We start from the raw sequence: 18,422 nt of genomic DNA, 5'->3' as shown, positions 1-18,422 counted from the left end.
TTTTTCATCTATTAAAATTAATCAAAGTTTAACCTAAAAAATAGAGCCAGAAACTGGACGAATTATTATTTTTGATAAAATATACACATTTAGAATGTCATTACACTTTAATCCACGAGATATTACATGGTTAGCCTTTAATGAAAGGGTTTTACAGGAAGCCATGGATGAAAAAGTTCCTTTACATTTAAGAATACGTTTTCTTGGAATCTTTTCTAACAATCTGGATGAGTTCTTCCGGGTACGTGTTGCCGGATTAAAGCGTGCCATGGACTTTAAGGAAAAGGTAATTGCCGAGTCCTTTTATCAGCCTCCCTCTAAAATTCTTCAGCGAATCAATGAAATTGTGATGAAGCAACAGCTGAATTTCGATAAAACCTGGAAAACTATCCAGACTGAAATGGCAGATCATAAAGTCTTTATCAAAAATTCTAAAAACCTGACAGCATTGCAAAAAGATTTTGTCAGAAACTACTTTGACGAAGTGGTGGAATCTAATGTAATCCCTATTCTTCTTCATGAAAATACCCCAATGCCTTACCTCAGAGATAAAAGTCTCTATCTTGGAGTGGCCATGAGGAAAAAAGACTGGCAATATTCCAGCAACTACGCCATTATTGAAATTCCTTCCCGATTTGTAGGAAGATTTGTATTGCTTCCAACTGAAAATCCTGAAGAAAAAAATGTAATGCTTCTGGAAGATGTAATTACCTTCAACTTGCCCCACATTTTCTCTTATTTCGGATATGATGAATTTGCAGCTAATGCTTTTAAAGTAACCAAAGATGCTGAACTGGATCTGGATAATGACATCCGTACCAATTTCGCAGAAAAAATAGAAAAGGGACTTAAAAACCGTAGAAAAGGAAAACCTACCCGTTTCGTTTTTGATAAAGATATGGATAAGGCACTGCTGGAACTTTTGATCAGAAAACTAAACCTGACCAAAAAAGACAGCATTATTCCCGGAGGAAAAATCCATAATTTCAAACACTTTATGGACTTTCCTGATGTTTTTGAAACCTATACAAGACCTATTGAAAGAACTTCTTTCACCCATCAGGCCTTTGAACATGGCGAAAGAGTGACAGACGTCATCATGAAGGAAGATGTACTGCTTACTTTCCCCTATCATAAATACAATCCGGTGATTGATCTTCTGCGTGAAGCAGCCATGGATCCGGATGTAAAATCCATACAGATCACCGCGTACAGGCTGGCCAGTAATTCAAAAATAAGCAATGCATTAATCTATGCAGCCAGAAATGGTAAAGAAGTAACAGTAATGCTTGAGTTGCAGGCAAGATTTGATGAAGAATCCAATCTGGAGTGGAAAGAGATGCTGGAACCGGAAGGAATTACCGTTCTGATAGGGCTTCCAAACAAAAAGGTTCATGCAAAACTTTGTGTTATCAAAAAGAGAGCCCACAACAAAACCATCCAATATGGATTTGTAAGTACCGGAAACTTCAACGAGAAGACAGCAAGGATCTATGGAGACCATTTGCTTCTGACTTCTGATCGTGGGATAATGGCAGACATCAACAAAGTATTCAATGTACTGAAAAAGCCAAAAGATGATTATCTTCCGATTTTGAAAACCTGTAAAAATTTATTGGTTTGCCCTCAATTTATGCGTGAAAAGATTGTTCAACATATTGATAGGGAAATTGAGGAAGCTAAAGCAGGAAAAAAAGCTGAAATCATCGTTAAGGCCAATTCTTTAAGTGACCGATTATTAATTGAAAAATTATATGATGCAGCCACGGTAGGTGTAACCATAAGACTGATTGTAAGAGGAATTTATTGTGCCGTGAATCAAAGGGAATTTAAAGAAAAAATTAAGGCCATCAGTATTGTAGACGAATATCTGGAACATGCCAGAGTTATGTATTTCTACAATAAAGGAGCTGAAGATATGTATATTTCTTCTGCCGACTGGATGACCAGAAACCTTGATTACAGAATTGAAGCTGCAGCCAAAATAACCGATAAAAACCTTAAAAAAGAATTAAAAGACATTCTGGATATTCAGCTTAGAGATAATGTAAAAGCAAGGATCTTAGATAAAAAGCTGAGCAATGAATACATAAGGAATGATAAAAAGGAATGTAGATCACAAATAGAAACCTATAACTATCTAAAGGCTAAAACGAATAAAAAATGACAAATTTTTAAATGATAAAACTTCTTTTTTTCTGATGCCTGTTGTTTTCGCCAGTGCTCAACAAAAGGCAATTTATCCTTTTTCTATTGAGGGCTATAAAGAATGAAGAATAAGCATAGGTTATACATTTGTAAATAAAGAGAGGAAACCTCTTTATAACTATGAAGAAGACCCCACAACAGCAGAATTTTCAGAAGGAAAAATTATTTTTATTATATGATACGATCAGTACCAGAAATAATGCTACTGATTTCTATTTTTTTGATAATTTTGGAAACTTTTTAGGTAAAGATTTACCTTTATATAAACAACCTCTAAAAGAGTATTAAAAATATGAAGATAGCAGCGATAGACATAGGGAGTAATGCAGCCCGCCTTCTCATCAATGAAGTAAAGATAAATAATAAAAAGCCGGAATTCATTAAACTCAATCTTCTTAGAATCCCTCTGAGATTGGGTATGGACGTATTTACTATAGGAAAAATAGGTCCTGAAAGAGAAAAAATGGTTGTTGATTCTATGAAGATTTTCAGCGACCTGATGAAGATCTACAAAGTAGACCATTACAGAGCCTGTGCCACCAGTGCCATGCGTGATGCTGCCAATGGTGATGAAATTATCAGGCAAGTGCAGGAAGCTTCCGGTATCAATATTGAAATTATTTCCGGAGATGAAGAAGCTACCTTGATTTATGAAAACCATGTGGCAGAAGGTCTTGACAAAGAGTTTGCTTATTTATATATTGACGTAGGAGGAGGTTCCACAGAGCTTACCTTCTATGAAAACGGTAAAATGGTCTATGAAAGATCTTTCAATATTGGAACAATCCGCCTTCTTAACAATCTTGTTACCATGGATAACTGGAGAGAGATGAAGGAAGAAATTAAAAAGAATATTGTCAGCAAAAAACCAATTGTAGCCATCGGATCAGGAGGAAACATCAATAAGGTATTCTCCATGAGCAAAACTAAAGACGGTAAACCAATGTCTTTAGCCCATCTGAAAAAGGTTTACAAAGAGTTCAATGAGCTTTCTGTAGAAGAAAGAATGACAAAACATAGCCTTAGGGAAGACAGAGCCGATGTATTGGTTCATGCTTTAAGTATTTTCAACAACGTAATGGCCTGGTCGGATATCAACAAAATTTTTGTTCCGAAAATTTCCGTAGCAGATGGATTAATCCAGAATATTTTCAGCCAGTTACAACACAAGAAATAGTTTTTAAAACATACTTTCATCAAAACCGGACAATTGTTGTTCGGTTTTTTTAGGAGCTATTCCTGCTTTCCACTATATCTTTTTCGCCCTCACCTTTCAAAGCCAGACAGAAAAAGGATGCCGTTTCAATCAGGGCTAAAATATTATCGTTCATTACCTACTTCTGCCGTTCATTACTAATGTAGCGAAGCAATCTCAACATCATCACAAACAGAAAATTACATCCAAAATCATCACGTTATTTAGGTTTTGGCTAAAGCCTATGGATTTTTTTATTTTTTTAGATGGGCTAAAGCCCATCCCTCTTGATATTGATTTCCGTATGGAGAATAGATATTTAATGGTATTACTTTTTACTTTTTACTTTTTACTTTTTACTTTATCTAAAAAAAATAAAGTAATTCCTTACCCTTATTCGTCATACAACTATCAATAGCAAAACTATGAACTCAATCAAAATAATTCTTACAGGAGCTACCGGAATGGTAGGCGAAGGCGTTTTAATGGAATGCCTTGAAAATCCCAATGTGTCTGAGATCCTGAGTGTCAGTCGAAAACCATCAGGAAAAAAGCACCCTAAACTGAAAGAATATCTCGTTCCGGACTTTTTATCCATCAAGAGTAATGATGAAAACCTAAAAGGTTATGATGCCTGTTTCTTTTGTGCAGGAATCAGCAGTGTGGGGATGAATGAAGAAGATTACACCAGAATTACTTATGATACTACGATACATTTTGCAGAAACTGTTTTACATCAAAATCCCGAAATAGTATTCAATTATGTATCCGGAGCTAGTACCGACAGCACTGAAAGCGGAAAATTGATGTGGGCACGAGTGAAGGGCAGAACAGAAAATACTTTAAAAAGAATGAATTTTAAAGGAGCTTACAATTTCAGACCTGGATTTATGAAACCTGTTGAAGGCCAAATTAATGTGAAATGGTTTTTCAAACCTTTTATTTGGTTTTTTCCTATTTTTTTACCGTCAAAATCATTAACTTTACATGAAGTTGGAAAAGCAATGATCAATACTGTAAAAAAAGGCTATCCTTCTTCAACTTTAGAAATTCGAGATATTAAAAATTTAGCGATATGAGAGACATGTTAAAAAGAATTGTTCTGGTTATTTTTGTACTCTTGCTTTTGACTGCAGTTTCAGGGTTTTTGTATATGCAGAAACATCCTCTGGAAGGAGCAAAGTCAGGGACCATGTTAAATTTTTCCGGAAAGCCTGCAAAATAGCGAACCCAACACCTAAATTCCATTTTTTATCAGAAAAAGACCTATTTTTTAAACATTTCTTAAAATTCTATTAAAATAGTTATCAAACATAAAGTTCATTTTTGTAAAAATCTAATTGAAGTCAAAAATGATCAACAACTACCTATTAAAAGGGTCTGTTGTAGCCGCATTCTTTTTTCAGAGCGGACTATTCGGACAGACGCTTATCCATTACTGGAATTTTAACAATAATTCATCTGAAGCTGCCATCACTGCACCTTCATCTACATTGGCCAACGGCTCCCTTATCTCTATAGCAGGCGGTACAAGTGTAATAGATTTTGCAGGTGGTACCGGACAAAATTTTAATATTGATAATCTCAATGCCAGAAACGGAGATCTATCCGGAACCCATTTAAGATTCAACAATCCTATTGGGGGTGCCTTACAGTTTAATCTGCCAACAACAGGTTACAATAATGTCATCGTAAAGTTTACGACCAGAAGATCAGGACAGGGAGCCGGAACGCAGACATGGTCTTATACAACGGATGGAACTACTTTTGTACCCTATCAGGTCATAGCCCCTCAGGATGCCAATCCACAATTGATTAGTTTTGATTTTTCTTCAGTGGCAGGTGTTTCAAATAATCCCAACTTTAAATTAAAGGTTGAATTCTCTGCAACGGGAGGCGGAACAGGTGGTAACAACCGTTTTGACAACTTTACAGTAGATGCAAGTCCGGCCGGAGGTGGTGATACAACTCCACCAACCACCGCGTATCTTCCAACTAACAATACCAATAACGCTTCAAGTACTATTAATCCTACAATTTCCTTTAATGAAAATGTAAGATTGACCGATAATTCTGCGATCACCGATTCTAATGCACAAAATCTTGTAGATTTCCGTCTAGGAAACGCTACAGGTACCCAAGTTCCCTTCACAACAATTTTTAGCAACAACACCATCACGATCATTCCAACTTCCGGCTTAGTGCCGGGCCAAACGTATTATCTGGCGCTTAAGCCTAATACGGTTGAAGATTTCAGTGACAATGCAGTAACAGCCATAACATCCTCTACATTTACCACTGCCGGGACCTCTATTTCTCTTGAGAAAAACTTCATCAAAGTGGAAGAAAATGCAGGGACATTGGCTTTCAAAATTAACGTAGCAAATCCTTCTACAGCAACAGTGAATCTTGTTGTAAAACCTGCTCCTTTCAGTACAGCAGACAGCAATGATTTCACACTAGCAAACCAAACCATCAATATCAATCCTTCCACCACGAGCTATACAGTTAATATTCCTATTATTGATGATACACTGGAAGAACAAAAAGCAGAATATTTTGTAGTAAGTCTTGAAAACCCAACAGGCGCAACCATTTCAGGAGATAGTTCTGCAACCATTTATATTGTAGATAATGATAAGCCAGCACCTGTTCCTTCTCATGAGATTAAACTGAATTATATTGGAAGCTTTGATCCTTCCGGAAACAATAACAGTTCTACAGAAATTGTTGTCCATGATCCGGCAACTCAAAGGCTTTTCACCATCAGCTCTCTTACAGATGTCTTTGATATTATTGATTTCAGTAGTCCTACTACTCCATCGGTAATTAAGACCGTCAATATGGCTTCCTACGGCGGTATCACCAGTATTGCTGTAAAAAATGGAATTATTGCAGCAGCCTCTCCAAATACCAACCCACAACAAAATGGCTCTGTCGTTTTCTTTGATATTAACGGAAATTTCCTGAAACAAGTAACCGTAGGAGCTCTACCGGATATGGTAACCTTTACTCCAGATGGAACAAAAGTGATTACAGCTAATGAAGGAGAGCCTAATGATGCTTATACGGTAGATCCTGAAGGAACCATCAGTATTATTGATATTTCAGGAGGTATTGCTAACCTTACCCAAAGTAACGTCACTACTCTGAACTTTAATAATTTTGATTCTCAGGTAGCTGCTTTAACCGCTACAGGTTTAAGAAAAGTAAGAACCAACAATACGCTTTCACAAGATCTGGAACCTGAATATGTTACAGTAAGTACTGACAGCCAAAAAGCCTGGGTAACGCTTCAGGAAAATAACGCCATTGCTGAAGTAGATCTTACCACTAAAAATATTACGGGAATCTGGGGCCTAGGTAAAAAGGATATGAGTCTTCCGGGGAATGGTTTTGATGCATCAGATAATAATGGAGAGATTCTTATTGCCAACTGGCCTGTAAAAGCGTACTACCTTCCTGATGCTGTACAAAATTATAAGGTAGGAAATACCAACTATATTGTAACCGCCAATGAAGGAGATGAAAAAGATCTTCCCGGATACAGCGAAAGAACAACTGTGGGAGCCAACAATTATACTTTAGATCCTGCAATTTTCCCTAATGCTGATATATTAAAGGCTTCTTACAACCTGGGAAGGTTCAGAGTTTCGTCGGCTACCGGAAATACTGATGGTGATGCCGATTTTGAAGAAATTGCAGCATTGGGAGCCCGTTCGTTCTCTATTTTTAATGCGGATACGAAACAACAGGTGTATGACAGCGGAGATCAGTTTGAAAGATATATTGCTGCTAATCATCCATTAATTTTCAATGCAGATAATGAGTCTAATACCATTAAAAGCAGAAGCCGGGCAAAAGGTCCTGAGCCGGAAGGAGTTGCTCTTGGAAAAATTAACGGGCAGACCTATGCTTTCATTACCCTGGAAAGAACAGGCGGCGTAATGGTTTACAATATCACCAATCCAAACAATCCTACTTTTACAGATTATAAACACTCCCGTTCTACCTCAGCGTACGGTGGAGATAACGGTCCTGAAGGAATCATTTATATTGCTCCGGAAAATACCACGACTCAGAAAGGGTATGTTATTATTGCCAATGAGATCAGTGGAACTTTATCTATGTATGAAGTGGCCCAGTCACCTACTTTAGCAACCGGCGAAGTAAAATCTGAAAAAGAGACCTTCAATCTATTCCCAAATCCGGTGAATAAAGGAAATACTTTATATTTCAACAGAAAACAGGACTATGAACTCTATGATATGTCCGGAAAGCTGATTGGAAAGGAAAAAAATGCTTTGCTAATAAATACCTCAACCCTTTCTACAGGAGTTTACCTTGTAAAAACCTCAGAAGGACACCTTAAAAGAGTTATTGTTAAATAATCTACATTTTACGATTTGATTAAAGCCTCTATTTTAGAGGCTTTTTTTATGATGATGCCAACTCGAAGTTAGAAATGGCTAATATCCTTGTTAAGGTTTTAAACCTTGACAAGGATGATTCCGGAAAGCTTTCTCTTTACCATAAAAAGTTCACTGAGTAAATCGTTGGATTTAAATTAAGAGTACAAATAGTGTTCTATCTACACTTTTGAAATAGCTTAGTTTCTTCCTCAAAAAAAGCAATCATTTAACTTTTGATTAACTATGAGAAAATTATTTTGTACTTATATTTACCCACAACAAAAACCAAATTCAATATGAAAAGTATTAAAACAGCAGGTATTCTAGCGATTCTGTTACTCGGAACAGGCACTGCATTTTCTCAATCCAGAAAAACGGAATCTACAAAAGGTGTAGAACAGTCTAATGGTAAAATAATACAGGTAGACGGTGTAGGTCATACTCTTAATTATACCCTAAACGGGGGAAATGTTGAGGTTTCAGGAGGCGATAATACGGTAACCGTTAAAGGAAGTGCAAGAAAAGTTTCGGTCTCAGGAACCGGTAACAAAATATACATTGATAAAGTGGATAACGTTACTATAGAAGGTGGTAATAATACAGTTTACTATAGAAGTTCAGGAACAAAATCAGGAAAACCTAATACTTCTCTTACAGGAGTAGAAAATAAGGTGGTAAAACAATAAAACGTTCGGTATAAATTATATGTTTGGATTTGAATTAGATCAGGGTGAACATTCTAAAATCATTAGCTTTATAGATGATGTAAAAAATATTGAAGGAACTCATATCATTGCTTATAAAAAGGTAAAACTTATCAATGTTAATGATGTGGCTGGCTTTAAATCTGCTATAGAAAGTTCTTCAAAAACTTATGGCAACCATGGTTATATATCTGTATTGGATGAACAAAAAAATATTGTAGCACGTACTTTCATAAGTAATATCAAGATCATCAAATCCAAACATAATAATATCACTTTTGTGGGTCATGTATGGCAGCATCCTAAAGGCTTTCAAAGAGCTTTAGATAAGAAAATCAATAAAGAAATCACTGAAAAAAATATTTGGAAGACTTTCAAAAAAGATGAACTACAAGGATGGCTTGTATGTGCTTTAAACTCCAACAATATTGATAAGCCAAAGACAAATATTACCATTCAGATTGATGGAAATGAATTTCATAATCTGGATGGTTTCCTCTGTACTTTGGGAGAGGAAATTCATAGGTCTGGAGGATATTTCGGTCGTAATTTAGCTGCATTATATGACTGTCTTGGTGGTAATTTTGGTGTAGAATCCGTTTCAGAATTAATTTGGATAAATCATCAAAAAAGTAAAAAACTATTCAAATCTAAATTCAAAGAAATTCTTGAAATTTTTGAAGATTATAATGTAAAGATTTCACTAAATTAATTTTATACAAAATAAATAAAACCTTTAAAATATAAACTTCTTCCATAATTCTATAACACGATGGCTCGGATTCATTTTAATTTTATCCCACGAAATGAAAAGAGTCTTTCACATACTGTTTATCCTCCTATACATTGTAGTTTCTTCAGGGTTTACTACCAGTAAGCATGTATGTAAAGGGAATGCAAGTGAGGTACATGTAGGCTTGAAAAAGCTCTCAGATTTAGACTGTCCGAAATGCAGTACCAATAAAGAAAAAAATCATAGTAAATGTTGTAAACTGGAAGTAAAAAAGATCTGCAAAGAAGATAATCTTCCTCATTCTTACAAAAACTCGCCGGTTAAGTTTTTATCAGCATCTATTCCCTATTATAATCTGGGAGCTGTATTTGATCTTTCATTAGCTATTGATCCGGAAAACCATACTTTTTATTTTGATCCTTCACAATACCATCTTAACTACCCTTCCCTTTTCATTCTTCACTGTGTTTATAGAATTTAGAATAGATTGAATCATATCATGATCCCGATCGGGACAATTATTTTTCAATTTTAATTCTAAAAATATTCTATGAATTTATCATTCAGAGCACTCATCTTATGGCTGAGCTGCCCTGCACTGTCCTTTGCTCAGTTGACGAGTCTGAAGGACGTACTTCTCAGGGCCGAAAAAAATTACCAGTCTATTCAAAAGAAAGAGATCAGCATACAGGCTTCAAACGAAAGGCTTAAGCTTCAAAAAACATACTACCTTCCAGAGATAACCTTAATGGCTCAGCAGAGTTTTGGGACTATTAATGCTCAAAATGGACCTATGTACAATATGGGTGGATCCGGTTTTGCTTCCACTTCTATGCCCTTGGCAGAGCAAAACTGGAACTCAGGTTTCGGAAGCTTATATTTAACCAATATCAATTGGAATGTTTACACATTTGGAAAGCTTAAAACCAAAGAAAATGTAGAAACCGCTGATACTGAAATTCAAAAAGCTGATCTGAAACAGGAAATTTTTCAGCATCAGATAAAAGCAGCTGCCGCTTACTTCAATCTCCTGGTCAGCCAGCGGCTTGAGAGTGTACAACTTGAAAACCATAAGCGTTCAGAAGTTATTTATTCTATTGCCCAGGCAAGAGCTAACAGTGGCTTGATCCCTGAAGTAGATGCATCCTTAGCAAAAGCAGAAATGTCAAATGCCCAGACTGCTATCATCAATGCTAACGATCATGTCCTGGAATACAATAAAAAATTATCGGACCTGTTGGCAGAAAATTTCACTGATTATCAACTGGATCATTATTTCAGCAAAAATACGCCATCTTTAATTCAGGAAACCTCATCTATTGACAGTCATCCAACCACTCTTTTTATTGTTCAGAAAATTAATAAAAGTAAACAGCAGGAAGCCTATTTACACACTTCCGGACTGCCTTCTCTTTCGTTTTTCGGGGCCTTTCAGGGACGAGGATCAGGCTTTGGTTGGAATTACGTTCAGGACAATTCCGCCTATTCTCAATCGTATCTAAAAGGAGTTGGAATAGACCGAATGAATTATATTGTCGGGCTGAACCTCAGCTGGAATCTTACGGATTTTTACAGAAACAGTTCCAGAGTTAATGAACAGAAATTAATCACCAAAACGCTGGATCTTGATTACCAGCAATTGCAGCAGGAACTTTATAATCAGCAAAACCTTTCGGAACTGAAATATAAAAATGCTTTGTCAAAAATAACCGAGTCCAAAATACAATTACAGGCTGCCACAGATGCTTTCAATCAACAAAAAGCTTTGTATGAAAATGGGTTAACCACGATTGTTGACTTCACTCAAGCATTATACCTGCTGAACCGTGCTGAAATCAATTATGAAATTGCTCAGAACAATTCCTGGCAGGCTGTTGTATTAATCGCTGCTTCTACGGGAGATATATCAATGATTACAAAAGCAATTACCCATTAACTTAAAAATTTAAACATGAATCTTATAAAGTTTGCATTACGCAGACCAATATCTGTAATGGTATTGGTATTGGGGCTGTTGTTTTTCGGAATCAAAGCTGCCAAAGAAGTAAAAGTAGATATTCTCCCTGAAATGAATCTTCCTGTAGTGTATGTTGCCCATTCCTTTAATGGGTATACTCCACAGCAGATGGAAGGATATTTTACCAAAATGTATGTCAATATGCTTTTATTTACCAATGGTATTAAAAGTATTGAATCTAAAAATACCCAGGGACTCACCCTCATGAAAGTTAATTTCTATGAAGGCACCAATATGGGGGAAGCTATAGCACAGATCAATGCGCTTTCTACCCGTTCACAGGTATTTTTGCCACCCGGTGCTCCACCACCTTTTATTATCCGTTTTGATTCTTCATCACAACCGGTAGGACAACTTGTGTTCAGGAGTAATACAAAAAACAATAATGAACTACAAGATATTGCCAATTTTAATGCCCGTCCTTTTCTTATTGCCATTCCCGGGCTTACCACTGCTCCGCCGTTTGGAGGAAGTCCGCGTACGATTGAGGTAAATGTAGATCCCATCAAACTGCGCGCACATCAATTATCTCCGGAGCAGATAGTAGAAGCCATCAGCAGAAATAATATTACTTCACCATCAGGGAATGTTTATATCGGCGAAACCAATTATCTGACGCCTACCAACAATACCGTAAAAAAAGTTGAAGAACTTGGAGATATTCCTCTGTTCAAAGGCACGGCAGACAATGTTTACGTCAAAGATGTGGCTACTGTTAAAGATGGAGCAGATATTGCCACCGGATATGCTTTGATCGACGGAAAACGTTCCGTATACATCAATATTGCGAAAGCCAGCAATGCATCTACATTGGAGGTTGTAAATAAACTGAAAGAATCCCTACCTAAAATCCAGCGGAATATGCCGGATGATGTAGAAATTTCCTATGAATTCGATCAGTCTGTATATATTTCAAATGCCTTGAAAAGTTTAGCGGTTGAAGGGATTTTAGGAGCTTTGCTTACCGGATTGATGGTAATGCTTTTCCTTAATGACCGCAGAGCGGCATTGATCGTTATTATGACCATTCCCATTTCGATTATTTCCGGAGTACTATTCCTGAAATTATTCGGACAATCCATTAATATTATGTCTTTATCCGGGCTCGCTCTCGCGATAGGAATATTAGTGGATGAAAGTACCGTCACTATCGAAAATATCCACCAGCATTTTGCTATGGGAAAAACCCGCGCACATGCTATTTGGGATGCCTGTAAAGAAATTGCATTTCCAAAATTGCTCATCATGCTTTGTATTCTTGCCGTGTTTGCTCCGGCGTTTATGATGAGTGGCATCCCAGGATCTTTATTTATGCCTTTAGCTATGGCAATAGGATTTTCAATGATTGTATCTTTTATCTTATCACAAACCTTTGTCCCGGTGATGGCCAATTGGATGATGAAGCATGATCCTAAGACGTGTGAACATCATAAATCTGATTGGTTTACCCGCTTCCGTGATCGTTTCACTGTATTTTTATCCTCTCTGATGAAACGCAGAAAGATCATTGTAAGTGTAAGTCTTGTCGCTGTTTTAGGAATAGGTATCGGCCTTTACCAGATAACAGGAAAAGACGTTCTACCTTCTGTTAATTCCAGACAGTTTCAGGTTCGTATAAAAGCAGCAGAAGGAACCAGAATAGAAGTTACTGAAATTAAGGTTAAAAAGTTTTTGGAACATCTTAAACATAAAGTAGGGAAAGACAATATTGCCATTTCTTCCGTATTTATCGGACAGCATCCTTCTACTTTTGCGGTAAGCCCGATATATCTTTATAATGCGGGTCCACATGAAGCTTTAATGCAGGTTGCCTTGAAAGAATTTAAAGGAAACTCTGATGAACTCAAAGATGAATTACGAAAGTATTACAAAGAAAAAATGCCTGATATTCAAATTTCCTTTGAACCTATTGAGCTTACTGAAAAAATTCTAAGTCAGGGAACGAATAATCCTGTAGAAATAAGAATCTCAGGAATGATGAAAAAGATGAACCGGATGTATGCAGAAAAACTTTTAACCAAAATAAAAGAAATTGAATATATGCGGGATCAGCAAATCCCACAATCTATGAACTATCCTGCTTTACAGATCAATATCGACAGGGTAAAAGCGGCTCAGTTAGGATTGGATGCACAGGATATTGCCAAATCACTGGTAACCGCAACAGCATCTACTCGCTATACCAACAAAAATTTCTGGGTAGGAGGAATGATGGGAATTGCGTATGATGTACAGGTGCAGACTCCTCAGAATATTCTTAACAGCAAAGAGGAACTTGCCAATATTCCATTGTCCAAAAACTCTGACAGACCAGTTTTAGGGGATGTGGCTTCCATAACTTCAACAAAAGAATTGGGAGAAAGCTACAACTTGGGGACTATGGGGTATACCACTGTTACGGCCAATATCCACAAAAAAGATCTTGAACAGGCTTCCCAAGATGTACAGAAAGCCATCGAATCTCTTGGTGAGCTTCCAAAGGGAATTAATATTGAAGTTTCCGGAATGGCTCCTGTGTTGAATGAAACTATGAACAGTCTTTCTTCCGGACTTCTTATTGCTGCTGCAGTCATTTTTCTGATGCTTGCGGCTACTTTTCAGTCGTTCCGTGTTTCGTTAGTTATTTTAACAACGGTTCCTTTTGTCATTGTAGGATCACTGACATTACTGAAAATTACAGGCTCTACGCTAAATCTTCAGTCTTATATGGGATTAATTATGTCTGTCGGAGTCTCTATTGCTAATGCTGTGCTATTGATAAGCAATGCTGAAACCATCCGAAAATCGACAGGAAATGCATTGGATGCCGGCATTGAAGCTGCAAAACTTCGTATCCGTCCCATTATTATGACAACTCTGGCTATGGCCGCGGGAATGCTTCCTATGGCAATCGGTTTTGGAGAAGGCGGTGATCAGGTATCTCCGCTAGGTCGTGCCGTGATCGGAGGACTTATTTTTTCAACCTTCTCTGTTTTGATTATTCTTCCTCTTGTTTTTGGATGGATTCAAAAAAATGCCAGCATTATTTCTCCTTCCTTAGATCCTGAGGATGAAGAAAGTATTCATTATTATAATTCCAACCCTTAATTTTTATCCTCAATGAAAAATATATTATATACCGCTGCCCTCTTAAGTCTTATGATTATTCCGGCTTCCTGCAGCAAAGAAAAAGCAGTACCTCAACAAGAAGCTAAGCCCATAATGATGGCTAGCATGGAAACAGTAGCTATTAAAAAAAGTAATCCCAAAGTAGATCTTAAACTGCCCGGAGAACTCATTCCGGATCAGGAAACGGCATTATTTGCCAAAGTACAGAGCTATGTCAAAAAGATCAATGTTGATATTGGCTCTTATGTAAGTGCAGGACAGGTTCTCATGGTTTTGGAAGCTCCGGAAATACAATCCCAGGCGGCTAATGCAAAAGCAAAATGGCAGTCACAGGAAGCCATCTATGCTTCCACAAAATCGAGCTATGACAGAATGTATAAAGCCAATGAAACCAAAGGAGCTATTGCAAGAGATGCTCTGGATCAGATCACTGCCCGTAAACTTTCAGATCAGGCACAGGTAAATGCGGCAAGGTCAGCGTATCGTGAACTTCAGGATATTAATCAATACCTGGTGATCCGTGCTCCTTTTAGTGGGATCATTACGGAAAGAAATGTAGACTTGGGAGCTTATGTAGGACCTATGGGAGGAACTCCACTCATGGTTATTCAGAATACTTCAAAGCTTCGCCTTAGCTTATCGGTCTCTGAAGCCAATGTTCCTTATCTCAATGTGGGTGATACCATCTCATTCCGTGTCAATGCTATTCCTGAGAAAAATTTTAAGGCTATCATATCCAGGAAATCAGGATCATTAGATCTTAAGCTTCGTTCGGAGAAGATAGAAGCCGATTTTATCAATCATTCCAGAATGCTTACACCTTTCATGATTGCAGAGTCTATGATTCCTTTACAGAATAAAGAAGCTACATTTTTTATTCCAAGATCTGCAGTAGTAGAAAGTAATATGGGAATTTATATCATCAAAAAAGACCATGGAAAAGCCAAATTCATTCCGGTAAAAAAAGGAAGAGTCCTGAATGATACTATAGAAGTTTTTGGAGATCTATCAGAAGGAGATCAAATCATTAAAAAAGCAAACGAAGAAATTACAGAAGGAAGTTTAATTAAATAATATTATCATGAAATTAATAGTTAGAAACACATTTTTAATTCTTTTCAGTGCTATAGCTTTATATGCCTGTAATAAAGAGAAAACAAAAAGTCCGGAAACTACAACGGTACAGCAACAACAACCTCAGCCTGCATCTTCCGGAAAATATGTAAAAGGCAGTCATGTTCCCAGTGAAACCGTCTGCATGGTCAATAATGCCTATATGGGCAAAAAACAGATTGAAGTTCCCCACAACGGAAAAATGTACTATGGATGTTGTGAAATGTGTGTAAAACGTATTCCATCTGATAAAACAGCCAGAGAAGCTATTGATCCATACACTGGAAAAACAGTGGATAAAGCTGATGCTTATATTGTCATGATCAGTGATGAAGGTGAAGTAGCTTATTTTGAAAATGAGGAGAATTATAAGAAATTTCTCACTCAGAATTCATAATGATATTTGGTAATTATATACAATTTTACACTCATCGTGATATCTTAGTTATTATGAGTCTGTCATTCTGAATACAACGAAGTAAAATGAAGAATCTAAGCCATATATGAGATTCTTCCTTCGTCAGAAATCGAAGATTCGACGTAGTCAATGACAGCAGAGTAAAATTGTATAGAGTCACCTTATATTTTTAGATTATTTGTTTAAGGCTTGATAACCATTCTTTATCAAGCCTTTTTGAAACAGAAAACAAAAAAGACAGGCCTTATACAAAAGCCTGTCTTTTTAATATCTCAGATAGAGTTTTATTCTACGTTTACTACTTTTTCAATTTCCGGAGCATGTTGTTTGATTGTATTTTCCACCCCTAATTTTAAGGTTGAAAAATTCAACGAGCATCCGGAACAGTTACCCAGAAGTTTTACAAAAACCTGATTATCCTTCACGTCAATAAGCTCAATATCACCTCCGTCTTTATTCAAAAACGGTCTGATGCTTTCCAGAGCTTCCATTACTCTTGTTACTGTATCTTCGTGCGTTATGTTTGTTTCCATATTTTTTCAGTTCAATTCGGTTTTTTCAATTTGATTGAAAGTTATTATTATTTTGCTTTTGGAGAGCAACCTGCCATTGTGGAAATCTTCACAGCCTCCGTTGGAGGAAGGTTTTTATTTCTCTCTACAAGGCTTTCTACCATTTTTCTTGCCGTTTCAGTGTAGATGTCTGCAATTTTAGACCCTTCCTGAAGGGCTGCCGGTCTTCCCACATCTCCCGCTTCTCTGATACTTTGAATCAATGGAATTTCTCCTAATACCGGAATTCCAAGATCTTCAGCCAAATATTGTGCTCCCTGGTTTCCAAAGATATAATATTTATTGTCAGGAAGTTCTTCCGGTGTAAAGTACGCCATATTTTCGATTAATCCAAGAACCGGAATATTGATGCTTTCCATTTGGAACATCGCAATCCCTTTTCTTACGTCTGCCAAAGCAACGTGCTGAGGTGTACTTACAATCACTGCTCCTGTTACAGGAACTTCCTGGATGATAGATAAGTGAATGTCACCTGTTCCCGGAGGAAGGTCAATCAATAAGAAATCCAATTCTCCCCATGCAGCATCTCTGATCATCTGGTTTAATGCCTTTGAAGCCATAGGACCTCTCCATACTACTGCCTGGTTTGCCCCTGAGAAATATCCTATGGAAAGCATTTTTACCCCATAATTTTCAACAGGTTTCATCAGGTTTTTTCCATTCACTTCCACAGAAATTGGTTTTTCTCCTTCTGTATCAAACATGGTAGGAACTGATGGTCCGTAGATATCAGCATCCAATAAACCTACTTTAAAGCCCATTTTAGCTAAAGTAACTGCCATATTTGCAGAAACAGTAGACTTCCCTACTCCTCCTTTTCCGGAAGCAATAGCGATAATATTTTGAATTCCTGGAATTTGTTTTCCTTTGATCTGACTTTGCTGAATTTCACTAGGTTCCGGAGAAACGATTTTAAGTTTTAAATGAACCTCTTCTCCAAACTCACTCGCAAAAGCCTGCTTCATGGCAGCTTCCAGCTTTTTCTTTTCATGCATTGCAGGTGAATGAGCCGTCATGTCAATATAAACATCATTACCCATAATCTGAAGATTATTCACCAAGTCTTCTACTTCTATTTCTTTAAGGAATTCCTGAACCTTTTCTTTCGTCAACATATAAATATAAATTGTTTACAAATTTACGTTTTTTTTCGGTAATTTAGAATCAATAAAATCTATAATATCAGGTGATAAATCAGATCGTTAAAAATTTTGTTTATCTTCTTTTTTCATCATGAAGGATCACCCGACACCAAAACAAAATCTATGGAAACTATTGCTTATCCATCTAAATATGCATTACCGAAGGAAATCTTCAGGATAGGAAAAACAAGATTTAAATGGTATGATTTAGCCAATAATCCCTCAGAAATTTCTTCAGATGATATTCAAAATGCAAAAATATGCATTGAAAATGCCAATGAGAACTTTCAAAATATCGAAGATCTTGGATTTGTGATTATGCATCGATGTGGCGAAAATTACCTTCTTTTGGTATGTACATGGCGAAGTGAAAATGAATTATGGGAAAGCGTCTACTATGACGGAAGTGGAAAATTTGAAATATGGGACAGAAATAAAACCCACCTCCCGACTTACTGTGTCTGGGAAATGGGCATTGTTTACCATGAGTCCCAGGCATGGAAAAAATACCTGGGAACTACAAGGTATGAAAGTCATAAGTTGGAATATCTTAATAACTTGTTTGAAGGCGAGGTGTAAAAGGAAGGAAGCTGGGAGAGGGAGGCTGGAAGTTATAGTAGTGTATTAACCACTGAAATTTTATTTAACTGAAATATAAACCTTTACATAAAAGGTCAATTAATTGTTGTAAAATGAAAAGTACCTCCAACATCCCTCTTCCAGCTTCCAGCCTATTTCTTTTCCAAAATCTGTCAATAAATTGCAATCAAAAAACTACAATTTATCAATAGCCTGATAGT

At 36.8% G+C, this 18,422-nt stretch carries 16 protein-coding genes; 14 read left to right on the top strand and 2 right to left on the bottom strand.

Going from position 1 to position 18,422, the window contains the following annotated elements; translation table 11 throughout:
- The first annotated feature begins 94 nt into the window (after positions 1-94).
- The 13 genes from ppk1 to EG344_RS16555 all read left to right on the top strand — a co-directional run bounded on the left by ppk1 (position 95) and on the right by EG344_RS16555 (position 15,887).
- On the top strand, positions 95-2,167 hold the full coding sequence (ppk1, locus tag EG344_RS16605; RefSeq protein WP_123910501.1) for a polyphosphate kinase 1: 2,073 nt from the start codon (positions 95-97) through the stop codon (positions 2,165-2,167).
- A gap of 161 nt (positions 2,168-2,328) precedes the next feature.
- The gene (locus EG344_RS24005; RefSeq protein ID WP_164464454.1) at positions 2,329-2,496 is read left to right on the top strand and encodes a hypothetical protein; all 168 of its coding nucleotides are present in this window, start codon (positions 2,329-2,331) and stop codon (positions 2,494-2,496) included.
- A gap of 4 nt (positions 2,497-2,500) precedes the next feature.
- Entirely contained in the window at positions 2,501-3,385 is an 885-nt protein-coding gene (locus EG344_RS16600; protein ID WP_123910499.1) for an exopolyphosphatase, read from the top strand.
- Positions 3,386-3,828: 443 nt separating this feature from the next.
- Entirely contained in the window at positions 3,829-4,482 is a 654-nt protein-coding gene (locus EG344_RS16595; protein WP_123910497.1) for an NAD-dependent epimerase/dehydratase family protein, read from the top strand.
- Positions 4,479-4,628: a hypothetical protein gene (locus tag EG344_RS24000; protein ID WP_164464453.1), complete on the top strand. Its 150-nt coding sequence runs from the start codon at positions 4,479-4,481 to the stop codon at positions 4,626-4,628. Before EG344_RS16595 ends, EG344_RS24000 begins: the two co-directional genes overlap by 4 nt.
- A 127-nt stretch (positions 4,629-4,755) precedes the next feature.
- The gene (locus tag EG344_RS16590; RefSeq protein WP_123910495.1) at positions 4,756-7,794 is read left to right on the top strand and encodes a choice-of-anchor I family protein; all 3,039 of its coding nucleotides are present in this window, start codon (positions 4,756-4,758) and stop codon (positions 7,792-7,794) included.
- Positions 7,795-8,111: 317 nt separating this feature from the next.
- On the top strand, positions 8,112-8,501 hold the full coding sequence (locus tag EG344_RS16585; RefSeq protein ID WP_123910493.1) for a DUF3060 domain-containing protein: 390 nt from the start codon (positions 8,112-8,114) through the stop codon (positions 8,499-8,501).
- A 19-nt stretch (positions 8,502-8,520) separates the two neighbouring features.
- On the top strand, positions 8,521-9,231 hold the full coding sequence (locus tag EG344_RS16580) for a barstar family protein (protein WP_123910491.1): 711 nt from the start codon (positions 8,521-8,523) through the stop codon (positions 9,229-9,231).
- A 94-nt stretch (positions 9,232-9,325) separates the two neighbouring features.
- On the top strand, positions 9,326-9,733 hold the full coding sequence (locus tag EG344_RS16575) for an HYC_CC_PP family protein (protein WP_123910489.1): 408 nt from the start codon (positions 9,326-9,328) through the stop codon (positions 9,731-9,733).
- A gap of 69 nt (positions 9,734-9,802) precedes the next feature.
- A complete protein-coding gene (locus tag EG344_RS16570; RefSeq protein WP_123910487.1) occupies positions 9,803-11,188 on the top strand; it encodes a TolC family protein in 1,386 nt (461 codons plus the stop codon).
- A gap of 15 nt (positions 11,189-11,203) precedes the next feature.
- A complete protein-coding gene (locus EG344_RS16565; RefSeq protein ID WP_123910485.1) occupies positions 11,204-14,356 on the top strand; it encodes an efflux RND transporter permease subunit in 3,153 nt (1,050 codons plus the stop codon).
- Positions 14,357-14,368: 12 nt separating this feature from the next.
- Complete coding sequence (locus tag EG344_RS16560) at positions 14,369-15,451, top strand: efflux RND transporter periplasmic adaptor subunit (RefSeq protein ID WP_123910483.1); 1,083 nt, start codon at positions 14,369-14,371, stop codon at positions 15,449-15,451.
- A 7-nt stretch (positions 15,452-15,458) separates the two neighbouring features.
- Positions 15,459-15,887, top strand: coding sequence for a hypothetical protein (locus EG344_RS16555; RefSeq protein WP_123910481.1), 429 nt, complete (start codon positions 15,459-15,461; stop codon positions 15,885-15,887).
- Positions 15,888-16,192: 305 nt separating this feature from the next.
- Here EG344_RS16555 and EG344_RS16550 read toward each other — a convergent pair whose 3' ends face one another.
- Complete coding sequence (locus EG344_RS16550) at positions 16,193-16,441, bottom strand: NifU family protein (RefSeq protein ID WP_045500144.1); 249 nt, start codon at positions 16,439-16,441, stop codon at positions 16,193-16,195.
- Positions 16,442-16,488: 47 nt separating this feature from the next.
- Positions 16,489-17,595 (bottom strand): Mrp/NBP35 family ATP-binding protein, encoded by a 1,107-nt coding sequence (locus EG344_RS16545; RefSeq protein WP_123910479.1) that lies wholly within the window; start codon positions 17,593-17,595, stop codon positions 16,489-16,491.
- Between the two features lie 150 nt (positions 17,596-17,745).
- Between EG344_RS16545 and EG344_RS16540 the strand changes: the two genes are divergently transcribed.
- A complete protein-coding gene (locus EG344_RS16540; RefSeq protein ID WP_123857327.1) occupies positions 17,746-18,201 on the top strand; it encodes a hypothetical protein in 456 nt (151 codons plus the stop codon).
- Positions 18,202-18,422 lie beyond the last annotated feature (221 nt).

The sequence above is a fragment of the Chryseobacterium sp. G0162 genome, from assembly GCF_003815715.1.
Lineage (GTDB): Bacteria > Bacteroidota > Bacteroidia > Flavobacteriales > Weeksellaceae > Chryseobacterium.
This window is presented reverse-complemented; position numbering and strand designations above follow the sequence as displayed.

Bases quoted from the DNA above. Each gene is read 5' to 3' on its own strand.
- EG344_RS16585 (WP_123910493.1), top strand. From the start codon at position 8,112: ATGAAAAGTATTAAAACAGCAGGTATTCTAGCGATTCTGTTACTCGGA.
- EG344_RS16570 (WP_123910487.1), top strand. From the start codon at position 9,803: ATGAATTTATCATTCAGAGCACTCATCTTATGGCTGAGCTGCCCTGCA.
- ppk1 (WP_123910501.1), top strand. From the start codon at position 95: ATGTCATTACACTTTAATCCACGAGATATTACATGGTTAGCCTTTAAT.
- EG344_RS16575 (WP_123910489.1), top strand. From the start codon at position 9,326: ATGAAAAGAGTCTTTCACATACTGTTTATCCTCCTATACATTGTAGTT.
- EG344_RS16565 (WP_123910485.1), top strand. From the start codon at position 11,204: ATGAATCTTATAAAGTTTGCATTACGCAGACCAATATCTGTAATGGTA.
- EG344_RS16545 (WP_123910479.1), bottom strand. From the start codon at position 17,595: ATGTTGACGAAAGAAAAGGTTCAGGAATTCCTTAAAGAAATAGAAGTA.
- EG344_RS16555 (WP_123910481.1), top strand. From the start codon at position 15,459: ATGAAATTAATAGTTAGAAACACATTTTTAATTCTTTTCAGTGCTATA.
- EG344_RS16595 (WP_123910497.1), top strand. From the start codon at position 3,829: ATGAACTCAATCAAAATAATTCTTACAGGAGCTACCGGAATGGTAGGC.
- EG344_RS24000 (WP_164464453.1), top strand. From the start codon at position 4,479: ATGAGAGACATGTTAAAAAGAATTGTTCTGGTTATTTTTGTACTCTTG.
- EG344_RS16560 (WP_123910483.1), top strand. From the start codon at position 14,369: ATGAAAAATATATTATATACCGCTGCCCTCTTAAGTCTTATGATTATT.
- EG344_RS16600 (WP_123910499.1), top strand. From the start codon at position 2,501: ATGAAGATAGCAGCGATAGACATAGGGAGTAATGCAGCCCGCCTTCTC.
- EG344_RS24005 (WP_164464454.1), top strand. From the start codon at position 2,329: ATGAAGAAGACCCCACAACAGCAGAATTTTCAGAAGGAAAAATTATTT.
- EG344_RS16590 (WP_123910495.1), top strand. From the start codon at position 4,756: ATGATCAACAACTACCTATTAAAAGGGTCTGTTGTAGCCGCATTCTTT.
- EG344_RS16540 (WP_123857327.1), top strand. From the start codon at position 17,746: ATGGAAACTATTGCTTATCCATCTAAATATGCATTACCGAAGGAAATC.
- EG344_RS16580 (WP_123910491.1), top strand. From the start codon at position 8,521: ATGTTTGGATTTGAATTAGATCAGGGTGAACATTCTAAAATCATTAGC.
- EG344_RS16550 (WP_045500144.1), bottom strand. From the start codon at position 16,441: ATGGAAACAAACATAACGCACGAAGATACAGTAACAAGAGTAATGGAA.